The sequence below is a fragment of the Streptomyces sp. Ru62 genome (genome assembly GCF_002920615.1).
In the GTDB taxonomy this organism is placed as follows: Bacteria; Actinomycetota; Actinomycetes; order Streptomycetales; family Streptomycetaceae; genus Streptomyces.
Genome location: NZ_PQSU01000017.1, coordinates 43,214 through 60,701, shown reverse-complemented (window position 1 = coordinate 60,701; position 17,488 = coordinate 43,214). Strand labels below are relative to the sequence as shown.

The following is a 17,488-nucleotide window of genomic DNA, read 5'->3' as shown; positions in this document are numbered from 1 at the left end:
GCCGCTCCTGTTCTTCCGAGGCCGGTTGGCGTGCGCGTGACCGGTGCCGGGAGAGGGGATGTGGGGGTGGTGAACGCCGGGGTCGGCGGGGTCGGCCGTGCTCCGTCAGACGTTCTTGATCACCCGTGCTCGGTCACGCGTCCTTGGTCACGCACCCGGCGAGCAGACGCCCGGCCTCCTCCTCGCCGAGCACCCGCTCCAGGACGAGGTCGCCCGTCATGTGCGGGAAGAACCGGCCGGCGGGCCAGCTCCGCTCGTACGGCGGTGGGTCCAGGACGAGCAGCCGTGCGCCGTCCACGACGGGGATGTCCGAGGGGGTGCCCTCGTTCCAGACCCAGTCGCCGGACGGGGTGACGAGGTTGAAGGAGCCGGTGGTGTCCACCTGTCCGGGCCGGTCCCGGCAGACGGCCGCCTCCTCGGCGGAGGGGGCGCGGCCGGGCAGGTGACCGCCGCCGATCAGCACGTCGGCGAGCAGGGTGTGCAGCTGGAAGTTGTCGCCGATGCCGCTCATGCGCAGCGCGTAACCGGTGCCGGTGGGGCGGTCGAGCACGATCAGCGGTTCGTCGTCCAGGACGAGCAGGGCGTAGGCCAGGCACTTGAAGTCGTGCCCGGAGGCCTCCTCCACCGAGCGCAGCGTCCGGAACAGGCGGGCGCGCGTGTCGGCGTCGAGGGCGGTGCGGACGGCGGCGTGGTTGAGCATGGCGACGGAGGCCATCTCCCACTGGTGCAGGGTGAGCCAGGCCACGGCCGCGTCCTCCCCCACCCGGTCGAAGAGGTCCGGGTGCGGCTCCCCGGCCTCCGGGTCGGGGAACTCCCCGCCGCCGGTCGCCTCCCACCGCTCGCAGGCCTCATGCACCCCGTCGAGCGTCTCCGCGAGCCCGGCCAGGACGTGCGGCCCGCATGCGGAGGCGTCGGCACCGCGCTCGACGCAGGCGCCGACGATCACGGCGACGGTGGCGCGTGGGCCGGGTGGCACCTCGTCGAGTGTTCCGGCGAGCCGTGGCCCGGCCTTGAGGAGTTCCTGGTCCGCCGCGTCACCGAAGAACCGGTGCATGTCCTGGAAGCACTGCTGCGACCGGTCGGCGTCCCGTTCGCGGACAGCGGCCTCGAAACCGGCTACGGCGTCGAGGAACCGCTCCCTCCCCTTGTTCCCGAAGATCATGCGCGGAGCCTACCGGGGCCGGGAAAGCCAGACGGGGCCGGGGAGCACCACTCCCGGCCCCGCCCGTCCACCGATCGGCGAACGCTCTTGGGTGCTACCTCTTGCCCGCCTTCCGGGCAGCCCGCAGCCACTCCTTGTTCATGCTGGTGATCGAGACCAGCGGAATGCCCTTGGGGCAGGCGGTCGCGCACTCACCGGTCAGCGTGCACCCGCCGAACCCCTCCGCGTCCATCTGCGCCACCATGTCCAGCACCCGCGTCTCGCGCTCGGGCGCACCCTGGGGCAGTACGTTCAGATGGTTGACCTTGGCGGAGGTGAACAGCATCGCCGCCCCGTTGGGACACGCGGCGACGCACGCCCCGCACCCGATGCACTCGGCGTGCTCGAACGCGAAGTCGGCGTCGGCCTTCGGCACCGGCGTGGCGTGGGCCTCGGGCGCGGATCCGGTCGGCGCGGTGATGTAGCCGCCGGCCTGGATGATCCGGTCGAACGCCGACCGGTCCACGACCAGGTCCTTGATCACCGGGAAGGCGGACGCCCGCCACGGCTCGATGTCGATCGTGTCGCCGTCCTGGAAGGACCGCATGTGCAGCTGGCAGGTGGTGGTCCGCTCCGGCCCGTGCGCGTCGCCGTTGATGACCAGGCTGCACGCGCCGCAGATGCCCTCACGGCAGTCGTGGTCGAAGGCGACCGGCTCCTCCCCGGAGAGGATGAGCTGTTCGTTGAGGACGTCCAGCATCTCCAGGAAGGACATGTCGGGCGAGATGTCGTCCACCTCGTAGGTGGACATCGCTCCTTCGGCGTCGGCGTTCTTCTGCCGCCAGACGCGCAGGGTGAGCTTCATGCGTAGCTCCGCTGGGTGGGATGGACGTACTCGAAGACCAGGTCTTCCTTGTGCAGGACGGGCGCCTCGCCGGTGCCGGTGAACTCCCACGCGGCGGCGTACGAGAACTCCTCGTCTTTGCGGGCGGCTTCGCCGTCCGGTGTCTGGGACTCCTCACGGAAGTGGCCGCCGCAGGACTCGGTGCGGTGCAGCGCGTCGAGGCACATCAGCTCGGCGAGCTCCAGGTAGTCGACGATCCGGTTGGCCTTCTCCAGCGACTGGTTGAACTCCTCGCCGGTGCCGGGCACCTTGATCCGCCGCCAGAACTCCTCGCGGATCTGCGGGATCCGCTCCAGCGCCTTGCGCAGGCCCGTGTCGGAGCGGGCCATGCCGCAGAACTCCCACATGAGCTCGCCGAGTTCGCGGTGGAAGGAGTCCGGGGTGCGGTCGCCGTCCACGGCCAGCAGCAGGTTGATCCGGTCCTCGGTCTCGGCCAGCACCTCCTGGACGACGGGGTGCTGCTCGGTGACCGGGTCCTGGTGCGGGTTGCGGGCCAGGTAGTCGTTGATGGTGGCCGGCAGCACGAAGTAGCCGTCGGCCAGGCCCTGCATCAGCGCTGAGGCGCCGAGCCGGTTGGCGCCGTGGTCGGAGAAGTTGGCCTCGCCGATCGCGAACAGGCCGGGGATCGTGGTCTGGAGGTCGTAGTCGACCCACAGGCCGCCCATCGTGTAGTGCACGGCCGGGTAGATCCGCATCGGCACCTCGTACGGATCCTCGTCGGTGATCCGCTGGTACATGTCGAAGAGGTTGCCGTACTTGGCCTCGACGGCCTTGCGGCCCATGCGCCGGATGGCGTCGGCGAAGTCCAGGTAGACGCCCTGCCCGCCGGGGCCCACTCCCCTGCCCTCGTCGCAGACGTTCTTCGCGGCGCGGGAGGCGATGTCCCGGGGCACGAGGTTGCCGAAGGACGGGTAGATGCGCTCCAGGTAGTAGTCGCGCTCGTCCTCGGGGATCTCGTTCGGCGGGCGGGTGTCGCCCTGGGCCTTGGGCACCCAGATGCGGCCGTCGTTGCGCAGCGACTCGCTCATCAGTGTCAGCTTGGACTGGTGGTCGCCGGTGCGCGGGATGCAGGTCGGGTGGATCTGGGTGAAGCAGGGGTTGGCGAAGTACGCGCCGCGCCGGTGCGCCCGCCAGATCGCGGTCGCGTTGGAGTTCATCGCGTTGGTCGACAGGTAGAAGACGTTGCCGTAGCCACCGGAGGCGAGGACGACGGCGTCCGCGAAGTACGTGTCGATCTTCCCGGTGACGAGATCGCGCGCCACGATCCCGCGCGCCCGTCCGTCGACGACGATCAGGTCGAGCATCTCGGTGCGCGGGTGCATCTCCACGTTGCCGGCGGCGATCTGCCGGGACAGCGCCTGGTAGGCGCCCAGCAGGAGCTGCTGGCCCGTCTGGCCGCGGGCGTAGAAGGTGCGGGAGACCTGGACGCCGCCGAAGGAGCGGGTGTCGAGCAGGCCGCCGTACTCGCGGGCGAACGGCACGCCCTGGGCCACGCACTGGTCGATGATCTCCACGGAGATCTGCGCGAGCCGGTGGACATTGGACTCGCGGGCCCGGAAGTCGCCGCCCTTGACGGTGTCGTAGAACAACCGGTGGATGGAGTCGCCGTCGTTGCGGTAGTTCTTCGCCGCGTTGATGCCGCCCTGCGCGGCGATGGAGTGGGCGCGGCGCGGGGAGTCCTGGTAGCAGAACTGGACGACGTGGTAGCCCTGTTCGGCCAGCGTGGCACCGGCGGAGCCGCCGGCCAGGCCGGTGCCGACCACGATGATCGTGTGCTTGCGGCGGTTGGCGGGGTTGACCAGCTTCGCCTCGAAGCGGCGCTTGTCCCAGCGTTCGTGGACGGGCCCGGCGGGGGCCTTGCTGTCGGTGACCGGCGCGCCGGTCGCGTAGTCGGCGTAGGTAGTCATGTCAGCTCACCACTCCGGTCATGACGCCCACGGGTACGGCGATGAAGCCCGCCGTGAGCAGCAGCGCGAGGACGTTCGCGAGGGTTTTCAGGGCGCGGTCGCGGCTGCGGCTGCCGACGCCGAGGGTCTGGGCGGCGCTCCAGAAGCCGTGCCGGATGTGCAGGCCGAGCGCGAGCATCGCGACGATGTAGATGACGTTGCCGTACCAGGTGGAGAAGGTGTCCACCACGTTCTGGTACGGATGGCCCTCCTGGAAGCCGCCGGAGTGCACGGTGCCGGTGGTCAGGTCGAGGAGGTGCCAGACGATGAACAGGCCGAGGATGACGCCGCCCCAGCGCATGGTGCGGGTCGCGTAACTGGCCCGTGGCTTCTTGTGCACGTACTTGCCGGGCCGTGCCTTGATGTCGCGTCGGCTGAGCTGGTAGGCGGACGTGGCGTGGGCCACCACGGCGACCACGAGGACGATCCGGATGAGCCAGAGCGTCCACTCGTAGTGCATGAAGGGCTCGCCGACGGTGCGCAGCCAGTGCGCGTAGTGGTTGAACTCGCCCGCGCCGAAGTAGATCTTCAGATTGCCGATCATGTGCGCGACCAGGTACAGCAGCATGATCACGCCGCTGACGGCCATCACCGTCTTCTTGCCGACGGAGGAGTCCCACATCGTGCGCGCCATGGACGGCCGTCGGTCCGTCCGCGTTGCCAGAGCCATGGAACAGCACGCTAGGGCCGAAGGACCCGATCGGTCCAAGACATGGTGCAGCTCGTTTCCATAGGCTGGGACTATTCTGGGTTTGTGCAGTTCCAGCAGCTCCAGTACTTCGTGGCCGTCGCCGAGACCCGGCACTTCACCCGGGCCGCCGAGCTGGTCCACGTCGCCCAGCCCTCCCTGTCCCAGCAGATCAAGGCGCTGGAGCGGGAACTGGGCGCGGACCTCTTCCTGCGTGCCCGGGGCAACATCACGCTGACCGACGCCGGCGAGGCGCTGCTGCCGCTGGCCCGGCGCATCCTGGCCGACGCCGACACCGCCCGGCACGAGGTGCAGGAACTGGTGCAGCTGCGGCGGGGGCGGGTACGGCTGGGTGCGACACCGAGCCTGTGCACGGGCCTGCTGCCGGACGTGCTGCGGGCCTTCCACGACCGGTATCCCGGTATCCAGCTCCTGATCGAGGAGGGCGGCTCGCACGACCTGGTGCGGGGGCTGGCGCGCGGCGCGCTCGACCTCGCGCTCGTCGTGCTGCCGCTGCCGACGCCCGCGCCCGCGCTGACGACCGTGGAGCTGCTGCGCGAGGACCTGGTGGTGGTGTCCTCGCCGGAGGCGCCGGAACCCGGCCGGGGCGGGCGGGCCGTGGAGATCGCCGACCTGGAGGGGGAACGGCTGGTGATGTTCCGGCACGGGTACGACCTGCGGGAACTGACCGTCGCCGCGTGCCGCTCCGCCGGGTTCGAACCCGACTTCGCGGTGGAGGGCGGCGAGATGGACGCGGTGCTGGGGTTCGTCCGGGCGGGCCTCGGCCTCGCCGTCGTGCCCCGGATGGTGGCCACCCGGGCGGCCGGGGACTGCGGGTCACCCCGCTGGCCCGCCCCGGCCTGCACCGCACCATCGCCCTCGCCCACCGCAGCGATGTGGCTCCGCCGCGGGCTGCCCGGGAGCTGCAACGGATGCTGCTGGAGCGGTAGGCGGTGCCGGTGGCCTCGGATGGCCGGCGGGGCGCCACCGGTGGGCCGTGCGGCGCTGCCGGTGACTCACGATGCCGACGGTGGCGTCAGTACGGCCGGCTTGAGCACCTCCTCGCACCAGCGGCGGAAGGACGTGGGCGCGGTCTGTGGTGTGCTGGGCGCCGCGCTGCCGTAGAAGCCCTGCTCGGCGGTCGCGGCCGCGAGGTCGGCCAGGGCCCGGGCCCAGTTCCCGCTCGCGCCGTGCCGCAGCACCGATGCCTGGTACTCCGCCCCGCTGAGCCGCCGGAAGCGGACCGGCCGGTCCAGCACCTCGGAGACGACGCGTGCCATGGCCTCGGGCGTCAGCGCGTCGGGACCGACCATGGGGACGTCGGCCTGACCGGTCCAGGAACCGTCGAGCAGCAGCCGTGCCGCTGTCGCGCCGATGTCACGGGTGGTGCAGGTGCGCAGCACCCGGTCGCCGTACGCCGCCATGGCGATCACCCCGTTGTCCCGGATCGCCGTGGCCTGGTGGAGCAGGTTCTCCATCAGGTACGGCGGGCACAGCGCCCGGTGGTGGACCCCGGTGGCCCGGATCTCGTCGTCCATGGCCAGCGAGGCCGAGATCTGCCCGGCGTCGCGGGCGACACCGCGGCCCAGGGTGGAGACGGCGACGACCCGCTCGACGCCCTCGCTGCGGATCACGTCGACCAGGGGCCGGGTGAAGGCGCGGAAGTGGCCGTCGACGCTGTCCGCGGTGGGCGTCGGCGGCACCAGCCAGAACACCCGGTCGACGCCCGCGCACGCCTTGGCGGTGACGCCGGGGTCGGCGTGCGAGCCGGTGACGGCCTCGACGCGGGCGCGCACGCGCGGGGACAGGCGCGCGGGGTCGCGCACGATCACGCGGACCTCTCCCGCCGCGTCCCCGGCGTCAAGGAGGGAGTCGAGGACCTGGCTGCCGATCTGGCCGGTCGGGGTGGTGACAAGGATCACGGGAAGCTCCTGGAAGAGACGGGAGGGGGCGTGATCGAGACTGCCGTCCGCCGCCCGGCAACTGAAGGACCGCTTGGCTCCGGGTTGTTACCCTCAGGGCAATACCGGGCTCAGCGATACCGAGCCCAAGGCACCGCCGAAGGGAGGGCGAAGCCGTGGAGTCCCGCCCGCTGCGCTACTTCGTCGCCGTCGCCGAGGAACTCAACTTCGCCCGCGCGGCCGACCGGCTGGGCATCTCCGCCCCGCCGCTGTCCCGGGCGATCCGCCACCTGGAGGCGGAGCTCGGGGTCACCCTCTTCGAACGGACCACCCACAGCGTGACCCTGACCCGCGCGGGCGAAGAGCTCCTCCCGGAGGCGCGGTTCGCGCTGGACGCCCTGGAGGCCGCCGGGCGGCGGGCCCGGCGCGCGGCGGACCCGGACCGGAAGCTGGTCCTGGCGGTCAAGGCCGACGGCGACGCGGGACTGCTGGAGCCGGTCCTGGAGCACTACGCCACCGACCCCGCCGCCGTACCGGTGACCGTCCGGCTGTGCGGCTGGCTGGAACAGCCGCGGCTGCTGCGGCGCGGCGAGGCCGACGCCGCGCTGATCCACGAGCCCTTCGACCGGACCGGCCTGGACAGCGAGACCCTGATCGCCGAGCCGCGGGTCGCGGTGCTCGGCGCGGCTCACCCGCTCGCCGCCCGCGACCACGTCCTCCTCGCCGACCTGGGGCTGCGCCCCGGGGATGTGCACCGGTTCCTGGAGGGCATGCGGAACGAGGGCCGCGATCTGGCCCAGTTGCTCACCCGTGTCGCCCTCGGCGAGCTGGTCGCCCTGCTGCCGGCGTCCGTCGCCGAACGCTATCCGCGCCCGGGGGTCGTCTACCGGCCCGTCCCGGACGCGCCGCCCTCGCTGCTGGCGGTCGCCTGGCCGCAGCAGTCCCGTTCCACGGCCACCGCGGCACTCGTCCGGGCGGCCGCCGCCGTCGCCGCGGCGGCCCGGGAGGGGGACGACGGCACGCCTCCGGCCGGTCAGCCCGTCGCGTCCACCAGGGCCAGGTCGTGGAGTCTCTCCGGCGGACCCGGGCGGGCGTAGTACCAGCCCTGGGCCGTGTCGCAGCCCAGTATCCGCAACTGCTCGGCCTGGGCGCCGGTCTCCACGCCCTCGACCGTGACCGCCAGATCGAGGCTGTGGGCGAGCGAGACGATGCCCTCCACGATCTTCAGGTCGACGGGGTCGGCGGGGAACTGCTGCATGCCCTGGGTGAAGGAGCGGTCCAGCTTGAGGATGCTCACCGGCAGGCGGCGCAGGTTGGCGAGGTTGGAGTAGCCGGTGCCGAAGTCGTCCAGGGCGATGTCGACGCCCATCTCCGCGAGCCGGCGCAGGGGCTTGAGCAGGTCGTCGTCGGCGCCGATGAGCGCGGACTCGGTGACCTCCAGGCACAGCGCGTCCGGGGTGACGCCCGACCGTTCGAGGATGTCGACCGTGTCCTGCACCAGGCCGGGATGGCTGAGCTGGCACGGGGACAGGTTGACGTTGATCCGCAGCGGACCGGCCGCCTTCTGCTCGCCGTGCAGTTCCCGCCAGGCGCGGGCCTGGCGGATCGACTCCTCCAGGACCCAGCGGCCGAGCGGGACGATCAGGCCCGTGTGCTCGGCGAGCGGGATGAAACGGTCGGGGCCGAGGACGCCGTGCTGCGGGTGCAGCCAGCGCACCAGGGCCTCGGCGCCGCGCACGCTGCCGTCGCCGAGGTGGACCAGGGGCTGGTACTCGATGAAGAACTCGCCGCGCTCCAGCGCGGTCGGCAGGGCCGTGGTCAGACCGTGCCGGGTGATGGCGCGGGCGTCGGCCTCGGGGTCGGCGAGTTCGGAGCGGTTGCCGCCCGCCGACTTGGCCCGGTACATGGTGATGTCGGCGCTGCGCAGGACCTCGGCCGCGGTGCGCTCCCCGGCCGGGCCCTCCACGATGCCGAGGCTGCCGCGCACCATGAGATCGCGGCCGTCGATGCTGATCGGGGTGACCAGCGCGTTCATGATGCGCTCGGCGAGTTCGTCCACCTTCCGTTCGGTGCCGGGGCCGGTGGTCAGGGCCACGAACTCGTCGCCGCCGAGCCGGGCGACCATCTCGCCGGGCGCGGTCGCGCAGGACTGGAGCCGGTCGGCGACCTCCACCAGCAGCCGGTCGCCGGCCGCGTGGCCGAGGCTGTCGTTGATGGTCTTGAAGCCGTCCAGGTCCAGGTAGCACAGCCCGAAGCGCTGGCCCTCGCCCGCGCTGAGGGCCTTCTCCAGCCGTTCGAAGAACAGGGAGCGGTTGGGCAGGCCGGTGAGGGCGTCGTGCGTGGCCTCGTAGCGCAGCCGGAGGTTGAGCAGCCGGCGCTCGGTGGTGTCCTCCATGAGAGCGAGCTGGTACTGCGGGTCGCCGTCGGCGTCGCGCAGCAGGGACACGGTCAGGTTGGTCCACAGGACCGTCCCGTCGGGGCGGTTGAAGGCCTTCTCGACGTGGTAGTGCTCGCGCTCGCCGCGCACGAGTTCGTCGTACAGCCGCCAGGTCTGCGGGGCGTCCTCGGGGTGGACCCAGTCCTGGACGCGCCGGCCGCGCAGGGTCTGCTCGGAGAGGCCGAACATGCGCAGCAGCGCCTCGTTGACCTGGAGGACGTTGCCGTCGAGGTCGGCGATGCCGATTCCTATCGCGGCGCCCTCGAAGACCGCGCGGAAGCGGGCCTCGCTCGCGTGCAGCGCCTGGGCCACCACGCCCTGGGCCCGCAACGCGGCCTGGGCGATGGCCTCCTGCTCGGCGAGGGTGCGCTCGCGCAGCGCCTGGGCGTAGCCGGCGGCCATGGCGTGCTGCAACCGGGAGGAGCGGATGCGCAGTTCGTCCTGGGGGCCGCCCTCGCCGCAGTACAGGACCAGGTAGGCGTCGACGCAGTCGAGGGTGCGGGCCAGTGCCTCGGGGTCGGTGCAGTGCGCCCCGACCAGGGCGGCCCCGACGGCCTTCGCCGCGTCCGCGTCGAAGCTGCGGGCCCGCAGCAGTTCGCTCAACCGGCGGGCGAGCGGCAGGAGTTGTTCCTCGAACTCGGCGCGGGTCAGTGACGTGGAGGTTACCGGGAAGAGCGCCCGGCTCCAGATCGTCGTCAGCCGGCGCAGTCTGTCCTCCGGCTCGTCCGGCTCCGCGCTCACGCCGTACGCCCCACGCCGGCGAATCCGGAGAAGGCATACGGATCCTCGTCCTCCGGCGCCGAGTCCGGGCGCCAGCGCGGCATCGGCACCAGTCCGGGTTCCACCATGTCGTACCCCTCGAAGAACCGCGCGATCTCCTCGCGCGAGCGCATGATCAGCGGGTTGCGAATGTCCTTGTACACGTCCACCGCGCCCCCGGCCCGCTCGGCGGGCAGCGGGATTCCCTCGTACGAGGCATGGGTGAGGACCAGCAGGCTGCCGGGCGCGAGCGCCTCGCGCAGCTCGGCCACCGCACCGTACGGGTCGTCCGCGTCTTCCACGAAGTGCAGTATGGCAACGAGGAGGAGGGCCACTGGCCGATTCAGGTCGATCAGGCGGTGCAATTGAGGGCTGGAGAGGATTTCCTGGGGCTTGCGCAGGTCCGCCGCGACCACGTCCGCGTCGTCGTTGCCCGCCAGGACCGCCTGGCTGTGCGCGACGGCCACCGGGTCGTGGTCGACGTAGACCACGCGCGCGCCCGGTACGGCCGCCTGCGCCACCTCGTGGACGTTGCCGAAGGTGGGGATGCCGGACCCGATGTCGAGGAACTGGGTGATGCCCTCCCCCGCCGCGAACCGCACGGCCCGGCGCATGAACGCCCGGTTGGCCTGCATGATCTTCGGCAGGCCCGGCATGAACTCCATGGCCTTGCGGGCCGCTTCCCGGTCGACCTCGAAGTTGTGCGAACCGCCCAGGTAGTAGTCGTAGATCCGCGAGACGCTGGGCACCGAGATGTCGATGCTCCGTGGGGCCCAGGCGGGACGCTCCATGTATCTCTCCAAGGCGTGGACGGGTGCAGGCGATCCGGTGTTCGAGCTGAGGCTACTGATCGCCCGCCAAGGGAGCGACCCGAACCGGAAATTGACCGTCCGTTCCCGGTCACTGCCTGCGGCAAGTGCCCGTACGACCCCGCTGTGTGACGGCTGTACGGACACCCGGCTCACCGCACACAACGATCCGCCCCCTCCGTGCGGTGCGGAGGGGGCGGATCTTCGGCCGCGCGCCGGGGCGGGCGGGGCGATCGACCTGGGGAGGTGATCAGTCGCCCGGCGCGCCGACCGGCTTTCCGTCGGGCGAGACGGCGTACCACGTGCCGCCCACGCCCTGACCGTTGGTGTCGCCCGGGGCCTTGTCCCCGGAGAAGGTGTAGATGGGCCAGCAGTTGACGGTCATCTGCTTCACCCCGTCGGGGCGGGTGAAGGGCATCAGGCCCTTCTTCTTGACGCCCTCGGTGTCGTCGGCGTTGACCGGGCCGACCGCCGGCCACTTCTCCAGGCAGGCGCCGGTGCAGTTGGAGACGGACTTCGGCCAGGCCTGGTCCTTCATGAAGCGGTAGACCGTCATGCCGTTCTTGTCGACGACGATGTCACCCAGCTTGGCGTCCTTGCGGACGGACAGCCCGGGCAGGTCGGACAGCTTGGCCTTCTTGCCGGTGGGGGCGAGCGCGAACCACTTGCCGCCCACGCCCTGGCCGTTGACGTCACCGGCGTTGACGTCCTTGGCGTAACGGTAGGCGGGCCAGCCGCCGACGGTGAGCTGCTTGGAGCCGTCGGCGCGGGTGACCTCGCCGAGCAGGGCCTTGTCGATGCCGGCGCCGGCGGTGGCGTCGGCGGCGGGGACGGGCGGCCAGGTGGTGGCGCAGTCGCCGTCGCAGTTGGACTTGGGCGGGTTGGCGGTGTCCTTGTCGAACCGGTAGAGGGTGAGGCCGGAGCCGTCGGTCAGCACATTGCCCAGCTGGGGGTTGCCGGCCACGGTGAGCTTGCCCGCGGGGCTGGCCGGGGCCGGGGAGCTGGAGCTCTGGTTGCCGTCGGCACCGTATCCGTTGCCCGCGCCCGCAGCGGTGCCGCTGCCCGGGCTGCCGTAGTCGCCGGCCGCGGCCGTGGCCCCGACGTTCTGGGCCGCCGACGCGGGAGTGGTGGCATTGTCCTGACCGCACGCCGTCGTCAGCGCCAGCACAGAAGCGGCTGTCGCCACCAGTGAGGCGGTCCGCCAGGAGGTCTTCATCGTCAACTCCCCATTATCGCCTGGATATTGCAGCGCCCTGATGTGCCGCCGCACGGCCATGGGTACGCACCGCAGGGGCCCCGGTGTTCAACGGCGGCCGGAAATTCTTTCCGCAGTGCCGTGCGGTGCCCGGGCCGCAGCGGGAACACCAGAGGGACATACGGGGCGATAGTGGACTCTTCCGCTCGTCAAACCTCCGATCACCCCATCTCCCTCTTTCGGAGCAATCTCGGCCCACTGCGGGGTACGGCGGCCTTCCGCGCCTCATGATCTCGGTCGTGCCTGGACCCGAAGTGACCCGATGCGCGCCCGCCACACGGGTGTTGGCCCTGTTGACGCTGACCTGGGCCCTGGTGGGCTGGCCGGCCGGCAGCGCGTCGGCCGACGCCTGCGCGTACGCCTCCACGGGCCCGGACGGCACGGTGGCGGTGGCCCATGCCGGCGGCCACCACTGGCCCGACCCGCCCTGTCCGAAGCCGCCCCCGCCACCGTGTCCGCCGACGCCGACGCCGACACCGACGCCCACTCCCACACCGCCCCCGCCGAAGCCGCCGCCTCCGCCCGAGCCGACTCCGACGCCGACTCCCACACCGCCGCCCCGGCCGACGCCGGAACCGCCGCCCAGGCCGGCCCCCGCACCGCGACCGCCCGCCCGGCCCGCTCCGCCGCCCCCGGCTCCCCCGGCTCCCCGGCCGACACCCACCCCCACACCGCCGGCACCGCCGAGACCCGCGCCGAAGCCGACGCCCAAGCCCACCCCACGGCCCTCCGTGACCCCGGTGAGCTACCCGGAGTACCACCCCCACGCCATCAGCCGCCCCACGCGCGGTCACACCTCACCGGTCACCTACGTCCTGCTCATCACCGTCCCCGCGATCGTCGCCGTGGCGGCGCTGCGCCCGCGCTGACGCGCCGGCTCCCTCACTCCCTGGAGGCATCAGTTGTCGGATTGGCTTGTTCTCGTCCTCGCGATGCTGGGGGCCTGTGCCGTGGTGGTCGTCATCACGCTGCTACGGCACCGGGCGGCCGCCGAGGACGAGGATCCCAACGAGACCCCGGACGTCATCGAGTACATGACGATGTGGATCGGCGTCATCTACGCCATCGTCCTGGGACTGGCCATCGCGGGCGTGTGGGAGGCCCGCAACACCGCCCAGGACCACGTGCAGACCGAGGCCCAGGCGCTGCACGAGATCTCGGAGCGGGTCCGGGTCTACCCGCCGGACGTCCGGGACGGGATCCGCGCGGACGTCGACGCCTACGTCGGTTACGTCGTCCACACCGAGTGGCGGACGATGGCGGACGAGGAGCGGGTCACGGACCGCGGCACCGAACTGCTGCACAAGGTCCGGGAGGCCGTCACCGACTACCAGCCGAAGAACGACTTCGAGGCGCAGGCCTACCAGCCGCTGCTGGACCAGATGGCCACCGCCGACCAGGCGCGCAACGCGCGCGCCGACTCCACCGGGGCCACCATGCCGCCGGTCGTGTGGTGGGGGCTGTTCACCGGCGCGCTGATCACCATCGGCATGGTGTTCGCGCTCCAGATCCGGCGCACCGGGCGCGAACTGGTCCTGGCCGGGCTGTTCTCCGCGACCATCGCCTTCATGCTGTTCCTCATCTGGGACTTCGACGCGCCCTACAGCCGGGGCATCGCGGTGACGGCCGAGCCGTTCCAGAGCCTGTTCCCGGGCATCACCGGGTGACCCCCGCCGTCCCGCCGGAGCGGCGCCCGCCGCTGGACCGGGACGGCAGCCACGGCAGGCCTTCGCCCCCGCTTCCGCGAGGAACCGGGGCGAAGGCCTGCCGACGTGCGTGTGCTCGGGAGACGGATCCGGTGGCCTCGGCGGCGCACCGGGGACTCAGGCGCGCTTCTCGTGCCGACGGCGCATCCAGAAGGCACCACTGCCGAGCACGGCCGCGCCCACCAGGCCGCCGCCGATGGCCATGTCGGTGGGCGTCGCGCCGCTGGTCCTGCTGCCGCCGAAACCGCCGTTGACGCCGCCGACGACACTGAAGGCACCGCGGCGGGTCAGGGTGCGGCCGTCGCAGCGGACGGTGACGTCGTACCGGCCGCGGCCGGCGTCGCGGTCGACGATGGCGACACCCCGCGCGGTGTCGTCGTGGAACTGTTCCAGGTCGATGGTGCCGAAGGCGTCGGAACTCGCCGTACCGCGCCGGCAGCCGTTCACGATGATGGTGAGGCGGCCCCCGGCCGAAACGATGTCCGGTGTGACGAAGATGTCGCCCGAGTTGGCGAAGTCGTCGCCACGGCCCCCGAACTCGTTCCCGCGGCCGAAGTCGTCTCCGCGTCCGTTGCCGAAGCCCTCGCCCCCGCGGCCGTTGCCTTCGCGTCCTCGGCCGTTGCCCTCGCCGCCCCGGTTGTTGCCGTTGCCGTTGAAGTTCCCGTTCCCGTGGCCGTTCCCGTTCCCGTTCCCGTTGAAGTTCCCGTTGCCGTTGCCGTTGAAGTGGCCGTTCCCGTTGAAGTTCCCGTTCCCGGGGAAGACGCCGTTCCCCGGGAGGACGCCGTTCCCACTGAAGGTGCCGATGTTGCCGGTACCGGGCACGATGACCGTGGCGTTGTTGTCGGTGCTGCTGGGTCCGCCCCCGTTGCCCATGCCGTCCGCGACGGCGTCGGGGGCCGCGAGCCCGAGCACGGCGACCGCGGTGCACGCCGCGGCCAGGGCGCGTTGGTTGCGCATGTGATCCTCCGCGGGAGGCACCCCGGGTCCCGTCCCCGGTGGATCGGCGAGAAAACACCTCCCGGGTAGACCCTCAGACGCGCAGAACACGCCCGCATGTCGAGAATGGTCCGTCCTGGTGAGCCGACACGCCGACGGACAACCACACAATCGGATATTGCCGCAGGTCACGGACCGTCAGAAATTTCCTGGAAACGGCAACTCGGATGGCGCACCGGCCGGGTGCGAGGCCACCCGTTCGCCGTTCGACCCGTCGCCCGCCGCACGCGCGGGACTTAGCGTTTTCCCATGCGCGAGGGACGTGGCGAGGCCCGCGTCGAGAGGGGTGACGAATGTCTGCGTCCAAGCTGGCCCAGCTTGCCGAAGAGGAGGAGCGGCGGAGGAAGCGTGCCCCCTGGGGCGTGATAGCGCTTGTTCTGCTGACCGGCCTGGCGCTCATTCGCAATGGCTCGGGCGAATTCGACGTCGGCCCGCCGCAGCCCGCCACCGCGGCGGCCCCGGACAACCGCGCCACCCTGGGCACCTACGCACCGGCGCCCGCCCCCCTGCCGTTCTCCCCCGTGCAGCGGGTCCGGATCCCGGCGATCCAGGTGGACGCGCCCGTCGTGCAGGTCGGGCTGGACGCGGACGGCTGGGTCGCCGCGCCGCCGCCGGAGAACCCGGGCCTGGCCGGCTGGTTCACCGGCGCCGTGTCCCCGGGGGAGAAGGGCACCGCGGTCATCGTCGGACACGTCGACAACAAGCAGGGCCCCGCCGTGTTCTACGGGCTCGGGGCGCTGAAGAAGGGCAACCAGGTCGAGGTCCTGCGCCAGGACGGCAAGACCGCCGTGTTCGAGATCTACGGGGTCGAGGTCTTCGAGAAGACCAACTTCCCCGGCGACCGGGTGTACGGCTCGAAGGGCGCACCGGAACTCCGGGTCATCACCTGCGGCGGTGGTTTCTCGAAGCAGAACGGCTACGACGGGAACGTCGTGGTCTTCGCCCGTCTGGCCGCGGTCGTCTGAACCACCGCGGCCAGACGGGCGGAGGAGGAGCCGGGACGGCCGGAAGGCGTCACACGCGCCGGCGCGGCACGGTGAGGCGGTATCCGGAGTCGAGCAGATAGGGCAGCCACTCGCGGATCGCGCGGACGGTCTGCGAGCGGTCGCCCCCGGCGTCGTGGGAGAGCACCACGACACCGGGGGCGGCGCCGTTCTCCACCTGGTCGATGATGGTGCGGGTGCCGGGCTCCATCCAGTCGGTGGTGTCCACGGTCCAGGCCATCGGTTCCATGCCCATCTCCGCGCCGAGCTGGAACGCGGCGCGGTTCCAGGCGCCGTAGGGAGCGCGGAACCACTGCGGGCGCTCCCCGTAGGCGTCCTCGATGGCGTCGCTGGTGCTCTCCATCTCGGAGCGGATCTCACGGCGGTTCAGCTCGGTCAGCAACGGGTGCGTCCAGGTGTGGTTGCCGACCACATGGCCCTCGTCGGCCATCCGGGCCAGCAGTTCCCTGTTCTGCACGACGCACTCCCCGCAGACGAAGAACATCGCCCGTACGTCGTGCTTGGCGAGGGTGTCCAGGATGTGCGGGGTGTACGCCGGGTTGGGGCCGTCGTCGAAGGTCAGCACCATGTGCCGGCCGCTCGTGGAGACCCGCATGATGGGTTCCTTCCGCACCTTCAGCCTGCGGGGGGCGGCGCGTGGCGGTCCGTCTCCGGTGAGCGGCTGGAGCCGGAAGGCGGAGGGCTTGAGCGCCTGGCGGGCCTGGGGGCCGGCGACGGGGGCCGCGGCGGTCCCGGCGGTCTCCTCGCCGCCTTGCGCGAGGACTACTCCGGCGGTGCCCGCCGCTCCCAGGGCGGCGACGCCGGCGAGGAGCATCCGGCGCCGGGTGAACAACTGATCCTTCTGCATGACCCATCAGTCGCCCCACCGGGCTCCGGCGCACCACAACGGCACCGGTGCGGCGGCGGTAATACACCCGGACAGCGGAGTGGGCGTCAGCGTCCCCCGTCCGTTCACCGGCGCCGGCAGGGCGCGGGTGCCACGAAGCCGACGGCACGGCAGCTCCCCAGCGGCGCGGGGAACCGCGCGAACGGCCATGACGGACCCGCGGTCGCCCCCGCACGTACACCGCGACGGCGCTACGGTCGACGCCGAGGCCGGGGCCGGGTCCGCCCGTCGGGCGGGCCCGCGTCCGGGGGTGGCGGGCCCGGCCCCGTCCCCTCCGGCGGGGCCGGACACCGGCACGGACGGCGGGCCCGCCGTGGTGGCGGGCCGCCGTCCGCTCTCCGGGTGCCCCTTTCCCCGGAGTTTGCGCAACGAAGGGACGGAGACGAAGCGCGGGTACCACTCGGAAAGGTGCTCGACGTCGGAGCGGTACGGGGCCTCCGGCTGCCACCAGCGGAGAGGAACAGCTAGCGGCCGGCGCCACAGCCGCAGGACCGGTCCGGCGCCGACGCGGGCGTCCTGCTCGAAGGCCGAGCGGACGACGGCGAAGTCCGGGGAGACGCGGCGCACGTCCAGTTTCGACGCGGCGGCGCACAGTTCGGCGACCGCTAACTCCATGACCTCTTCGGGGGTCCCCCGGTGACGGTCCGTCAGGTCCAGGCAGACGCCGTCGTGGGCCCAGGGCATGCAGGAGGCCGGCGCGAGCCGAGCCGGTCCAGGGCCATGGAGGAGCCACGCTCGGTCTCGCTGTCCCGCCAGGCGTCGGCCTCACGGCGATCTCCGTTGTACGCCGTCTCCCGCCGCACCGGCGCAGCGGGCTGGTGATCGGGAGCGGGGCGCACAGCAGGCCGAGGGTGGCGAAGGGGGTCGGGAAGGCCTCCGGGCCCCGGCCGAGGCGTCCGCCGGCGGGCAGGTGTGCGGCGCTGTGGCGGCCCTCCGTGCGGCGGCTCCGCGGCGGCGGTCATGGCTCCGACTCCGGGAAGGGCCGCCGTGCCCCGCCCGACGAGCGGCCCCTCGTGAACCGCCGTTCACCAGGAACGGTCGATTCCGATAGCCTCT

At 72.0% G+C, this 17,488-nt stretch carries 16 protein-coding genes; 5 read left to right on the top strand and 11 right to left on the bottom strand.

The features are described from left to right. Positions 1-133: 133 nt before the first annotated feature. The 4 genes from C3492_RS23400 to C3492_RS23385 form a co-directional block, all read right to left on the bottom strand. Positions 134-1,162, bottom strand: a complete 1,029-nt coding sequence (locus tag C3492_RS23400; protein WP_103813718.1) for a hypothetical protein — start codon at positions 1,160-1,162, stop codon at positions 134-136. A gap of 94 nt (positions 1,163-1,256) precedes the next feature. Then, a complete protein-coding gene (locus C3492_RS23395; RefSeq protein WP_103813717.1) occupies positions 1,257-2,006 on the bottom strand; it encodes a succinate dehydrogenase/fumarate reductase iron-sulfur subunit in 750 nt (249 codons plus the stop codon). Then, positions 2,003-3,952, bottom strand: coding sequence for a fumarate reductase/succinate dehydrogenase flavoprotein subunit (locus tag C3492_RS23390; protein ID WP_103813716.1), 1,950 nt, complete (start codon positions 3,950-3,952; stop codon positions 2,003-2,005). Before C3492_RS23390 ends, C3492_RS23395 begins: the two co-directional genes overlap by 4 nt. Before the next feature lies 1 nt (position 3,953). After that, positions 3,954-4,625, bottom strand: a complete 672-nt coding sequence (locus tag C3492_RS23385; RefSeq protein WP_103813715.1) for a succinate dehydrogenase — start codon at positions 4,623-4,625, stop codon at positions 3,954-3,956. 78 nt (positions 4,626-4,703) lie between these two features. On the opposite strand from C3492_RS23385, the gene C3492_RS23380 reads away from it, so the two are divergent. Next, entirely contained in the window at positions 4,704-5,804 is a 1,101-nt protein-coding gene (locus C3492_RS23380; protein WP_258055833.1) for a LysR family transcriptional regulator, read from the top strand. Here the strand turns inward: C3492_RS23380 and C3492_RS23375 are convergent. Beyond that, a complete protein-coding gene (locus C3492_RS23375) occupies positions 5,696-6,601 on the bottom strand; it encodes an NAD(P)H-binding protein (RefSeq protein ID WP_103813714.1) in 906 nt (301 codons plus the stop codon). The genes C3492_RS23380 and C3492_RS23375 overlap by 109 nt on opposite strands. Positions 6,602-6,756: 155 nt before the next feature. On the opposite strand from C3492_RS23375, the gene C3492_RS23370 reads away from it, so the two are divergent. Then, a complete protein-coding gene (locus C3492_RS23370) occupies positions 6,757-7,677 on the top strand; it encodes a LysR family transcriptional regulator (protein WP_103813713.1) in 921 nt (306 codons plus the stop codon). On the opposite strand, the gene C3492_RS23365 is transcribed toward C3492_RS23370, so the two are convergent. The 3 genes from C3492_RS23365 to C3492_RS23355 all read right to left on the bottom strand — a co-directional run bounded on the left by C3492_RS23365 (position 7,614) and on the right by C3492_RS23355 (position 11,801). Further along, entirely contained in the window at positions 7,614-9,758 is a 2,145-nt protein-coding gene (locus C3492_RS23365) for a bifunctional diguanylate cyclase/phosphodiesterase (protein ID WP_103813712.1), read from the bottom strand. The two genes, C3492_RS23370 and C3492_RS23365, sit on opposite strands and share 64 nt — an antisense overlap. Further along, the gene (locus C3492_RS23360) at positions 9,755-10,567 is read right to left on the bottom strand and encodes an SAM-dependent methyltransferase (protein WP_103813711.1); all 813 of its coding nucleotides are present in this window, start codon (positions 10,565-10,567) and stop codon (positions 9,755-9,757) included. Before C3492_RS23360 ends, C3492_RS23365 begins: the two co-directional genes overlap by 4 nt. 268 nt (positions 10,568-10,835) lie before the next feature. Continuing rightward, positions 10,836-11,801, bottom strand: a complete 966-nt coding sequence (locus C3492_RS23355; RefSeq protein ID WP_103813710.1) for an SCO0930 family lipoprotein — start codon at positions 11,799-11,801, stop codon at positions 10,836-10,838. Between the two features lie 779 nt (positions 11,802-12,580). Between C3492_RS23355 and C3492_RS45950 the strand changes: the two genes are divergently transcribed. After that, the gene (locus C3492_RS45950) at positions 12,581-12,709 is read left to right on the top strand and encodes a hypothetical protein (protein WP_258055832.1); all 129 of its coding nucleotides are present in this window, start codon (positions 12,581-12,583) and stop codon (positions 12,707-12,709) included. Positions 12,710-12,742: 33 nt separating this feature from the next. Continuing rightward, on the top strand, positions 12,743-13,507 hold the full coding sequence (locus C3492_RS23345; protein WP_103813708.1) for a DUF4239 domain-containing protein: 765 nt from the start codon (positions 12,743-12,745) through the stop codon (positions 13,505-13,507). 156 nt (positions 13,508-13,663) lie between these two features. Here C3492_RS23345 and C3492_RS45150 read toward each other — a convergent pair whose 3' ends face one another. After that, positions 13,664-14,503 carry a hypothetical protein gene (locus tag C3492_RS45150; protein WP_103813929.1) on the bottom strand — a complete coding sequence of 280 codons (840 nt, stop codon included), beginning with the start codon at positions 14,501-14,503 and terminating at the stop codon, positions 13,664-13,666. Between the two features lie 332 nt (positions 14,504-14,835). On the opposite strand from C3492_RS45150, the gene C3492_RS23335 reads away from it, so the two are divergent. Further along, on the top strand, positions 14,836-15,507 hold the full coding sequence (locus C3492_RS23335; protein ID WP_103813707.1) for a class F sortase: 672 nt from the start codon (positions 14,836-14,838) through the stop codon (positions 15,505-15,507). 49 nt (positions 15,508-15,556) lie between these two features. On the opposite strand, the gene C3492_RS23330 is transcribed toward C3492_RS23335, so the two are convergent. Both C3492_RS23330 and C3492_RS46945 read right to left on the bottom strand, forming a co-directional pair. Further along, positions 15,557-16,393 carry a polysaccharide deacetylase family protein gene (locus C3492_RS23330; RefSeq protein ID WP_103813706.1) on the bottom strand — a complete coding sequence of 279 codons (837 nt, stop codon included), beginning with the start codon at positions 16,391-16,393 and terminating at the stop codon, positions 15,557-15,559. Positions 16,394-16,399: 6 nt separating this feature from the next. Then, positions 16,400-17,116, bottom strand: a complete 717-nt coding sequence (locus C3492_RS46945; protein WP_374938362.1) for a phosphatidylglycerol lysyltransferase domain-containing protein — start codon at positions 17,114-17,116, stop codon at positions 16,400-16,402. Between the last annotated feature and the right edge of the window lie 372 nt (positions 17,117-17,488).

Excerpts from the sequence above, each read along its gene's own strand:
- C3492_RS23400 (WP_103813718.1), bottom strand. The coding sequence starts at position 1,162 with ATGATCTTCGGGAACAAGGGGAGGGAGCGGTTCCTCGACGCCGTAGCC.
- C3492_RS23395 (WP_103813717.1), bottom strand. The coding sequence starts at position 2,006 with ATGAAGCTCACCCTGCGCGTCTGGCGGCAGAAGAACGCCGACGCCGAA.
- C3492_RS23390 (WP_103813716.1), bottom strand. The coding sequence starts at position 3,952 with ATGACTACCTACGCCGACTACGCGACCGGCGCGCCGGTCACCGACAGC.
- C3492_RS23385 (WP_103813715.1), bottom strand. The coding sequence starts at position 4,625 with ATGGCGCGCACGATGTGGGACTCCTCCGTCGGCAAGAAGACGGTGATG.
- C3492_RS23380 (WP_258055833.1), top strand. The coding sequence starts at position 4,704 with ATGGTGCAGCTCGTTTCCATAGGCTGGGACTATTCTGGGTTTGTGCAG.
- C3492_RS23360 (WP_103813711.1), bottom strand. The coding sequence starts at position 10,567 with ATGGAGCGTCCCGCCTGGGCCCCACGGAGCATCGACATCTCGGTGCCC.
- C3492_RS23355 (WP_103813710.1), bottom strand. The coding sequence starts at position 11,801 with ATGAAGACCTCCTGGCGGACCGCCTCACTGGTGGCGACAGCCGCTTCT.
- C3492_RS45150 (WP_103813929.1), bottom strand. The coding sequence starts at position 14,503 with ATGCGCAACCAACGCGCCCTGGCCGCGGCGTGCACCGCGGTCGCCGTG.
- C3492_RS23335 (WP_103813707.1), top strand. The coding sequence starts at position 14,836 with ATGTCTGCGTCCAAGCTGGCCCAGCTTGCCGAAGAGGAGGAGCGGCGG.
- C3492_RS23330 (WP_103813706.1), bottom strand. The coding sequence starts at position 16,393 with ATGCAGAAGGATCAGTTGTTCACCCGGCGCCGGATGCTCCTCGCCGGC.
- C3492_RS46945 (WP_374938362.1), bottom strand. The coding sequence starts at position 17,116 with ATGCCCTGGGCCCACGACGGCGTCTGCCTGGACCTGACGGACCGTCAC.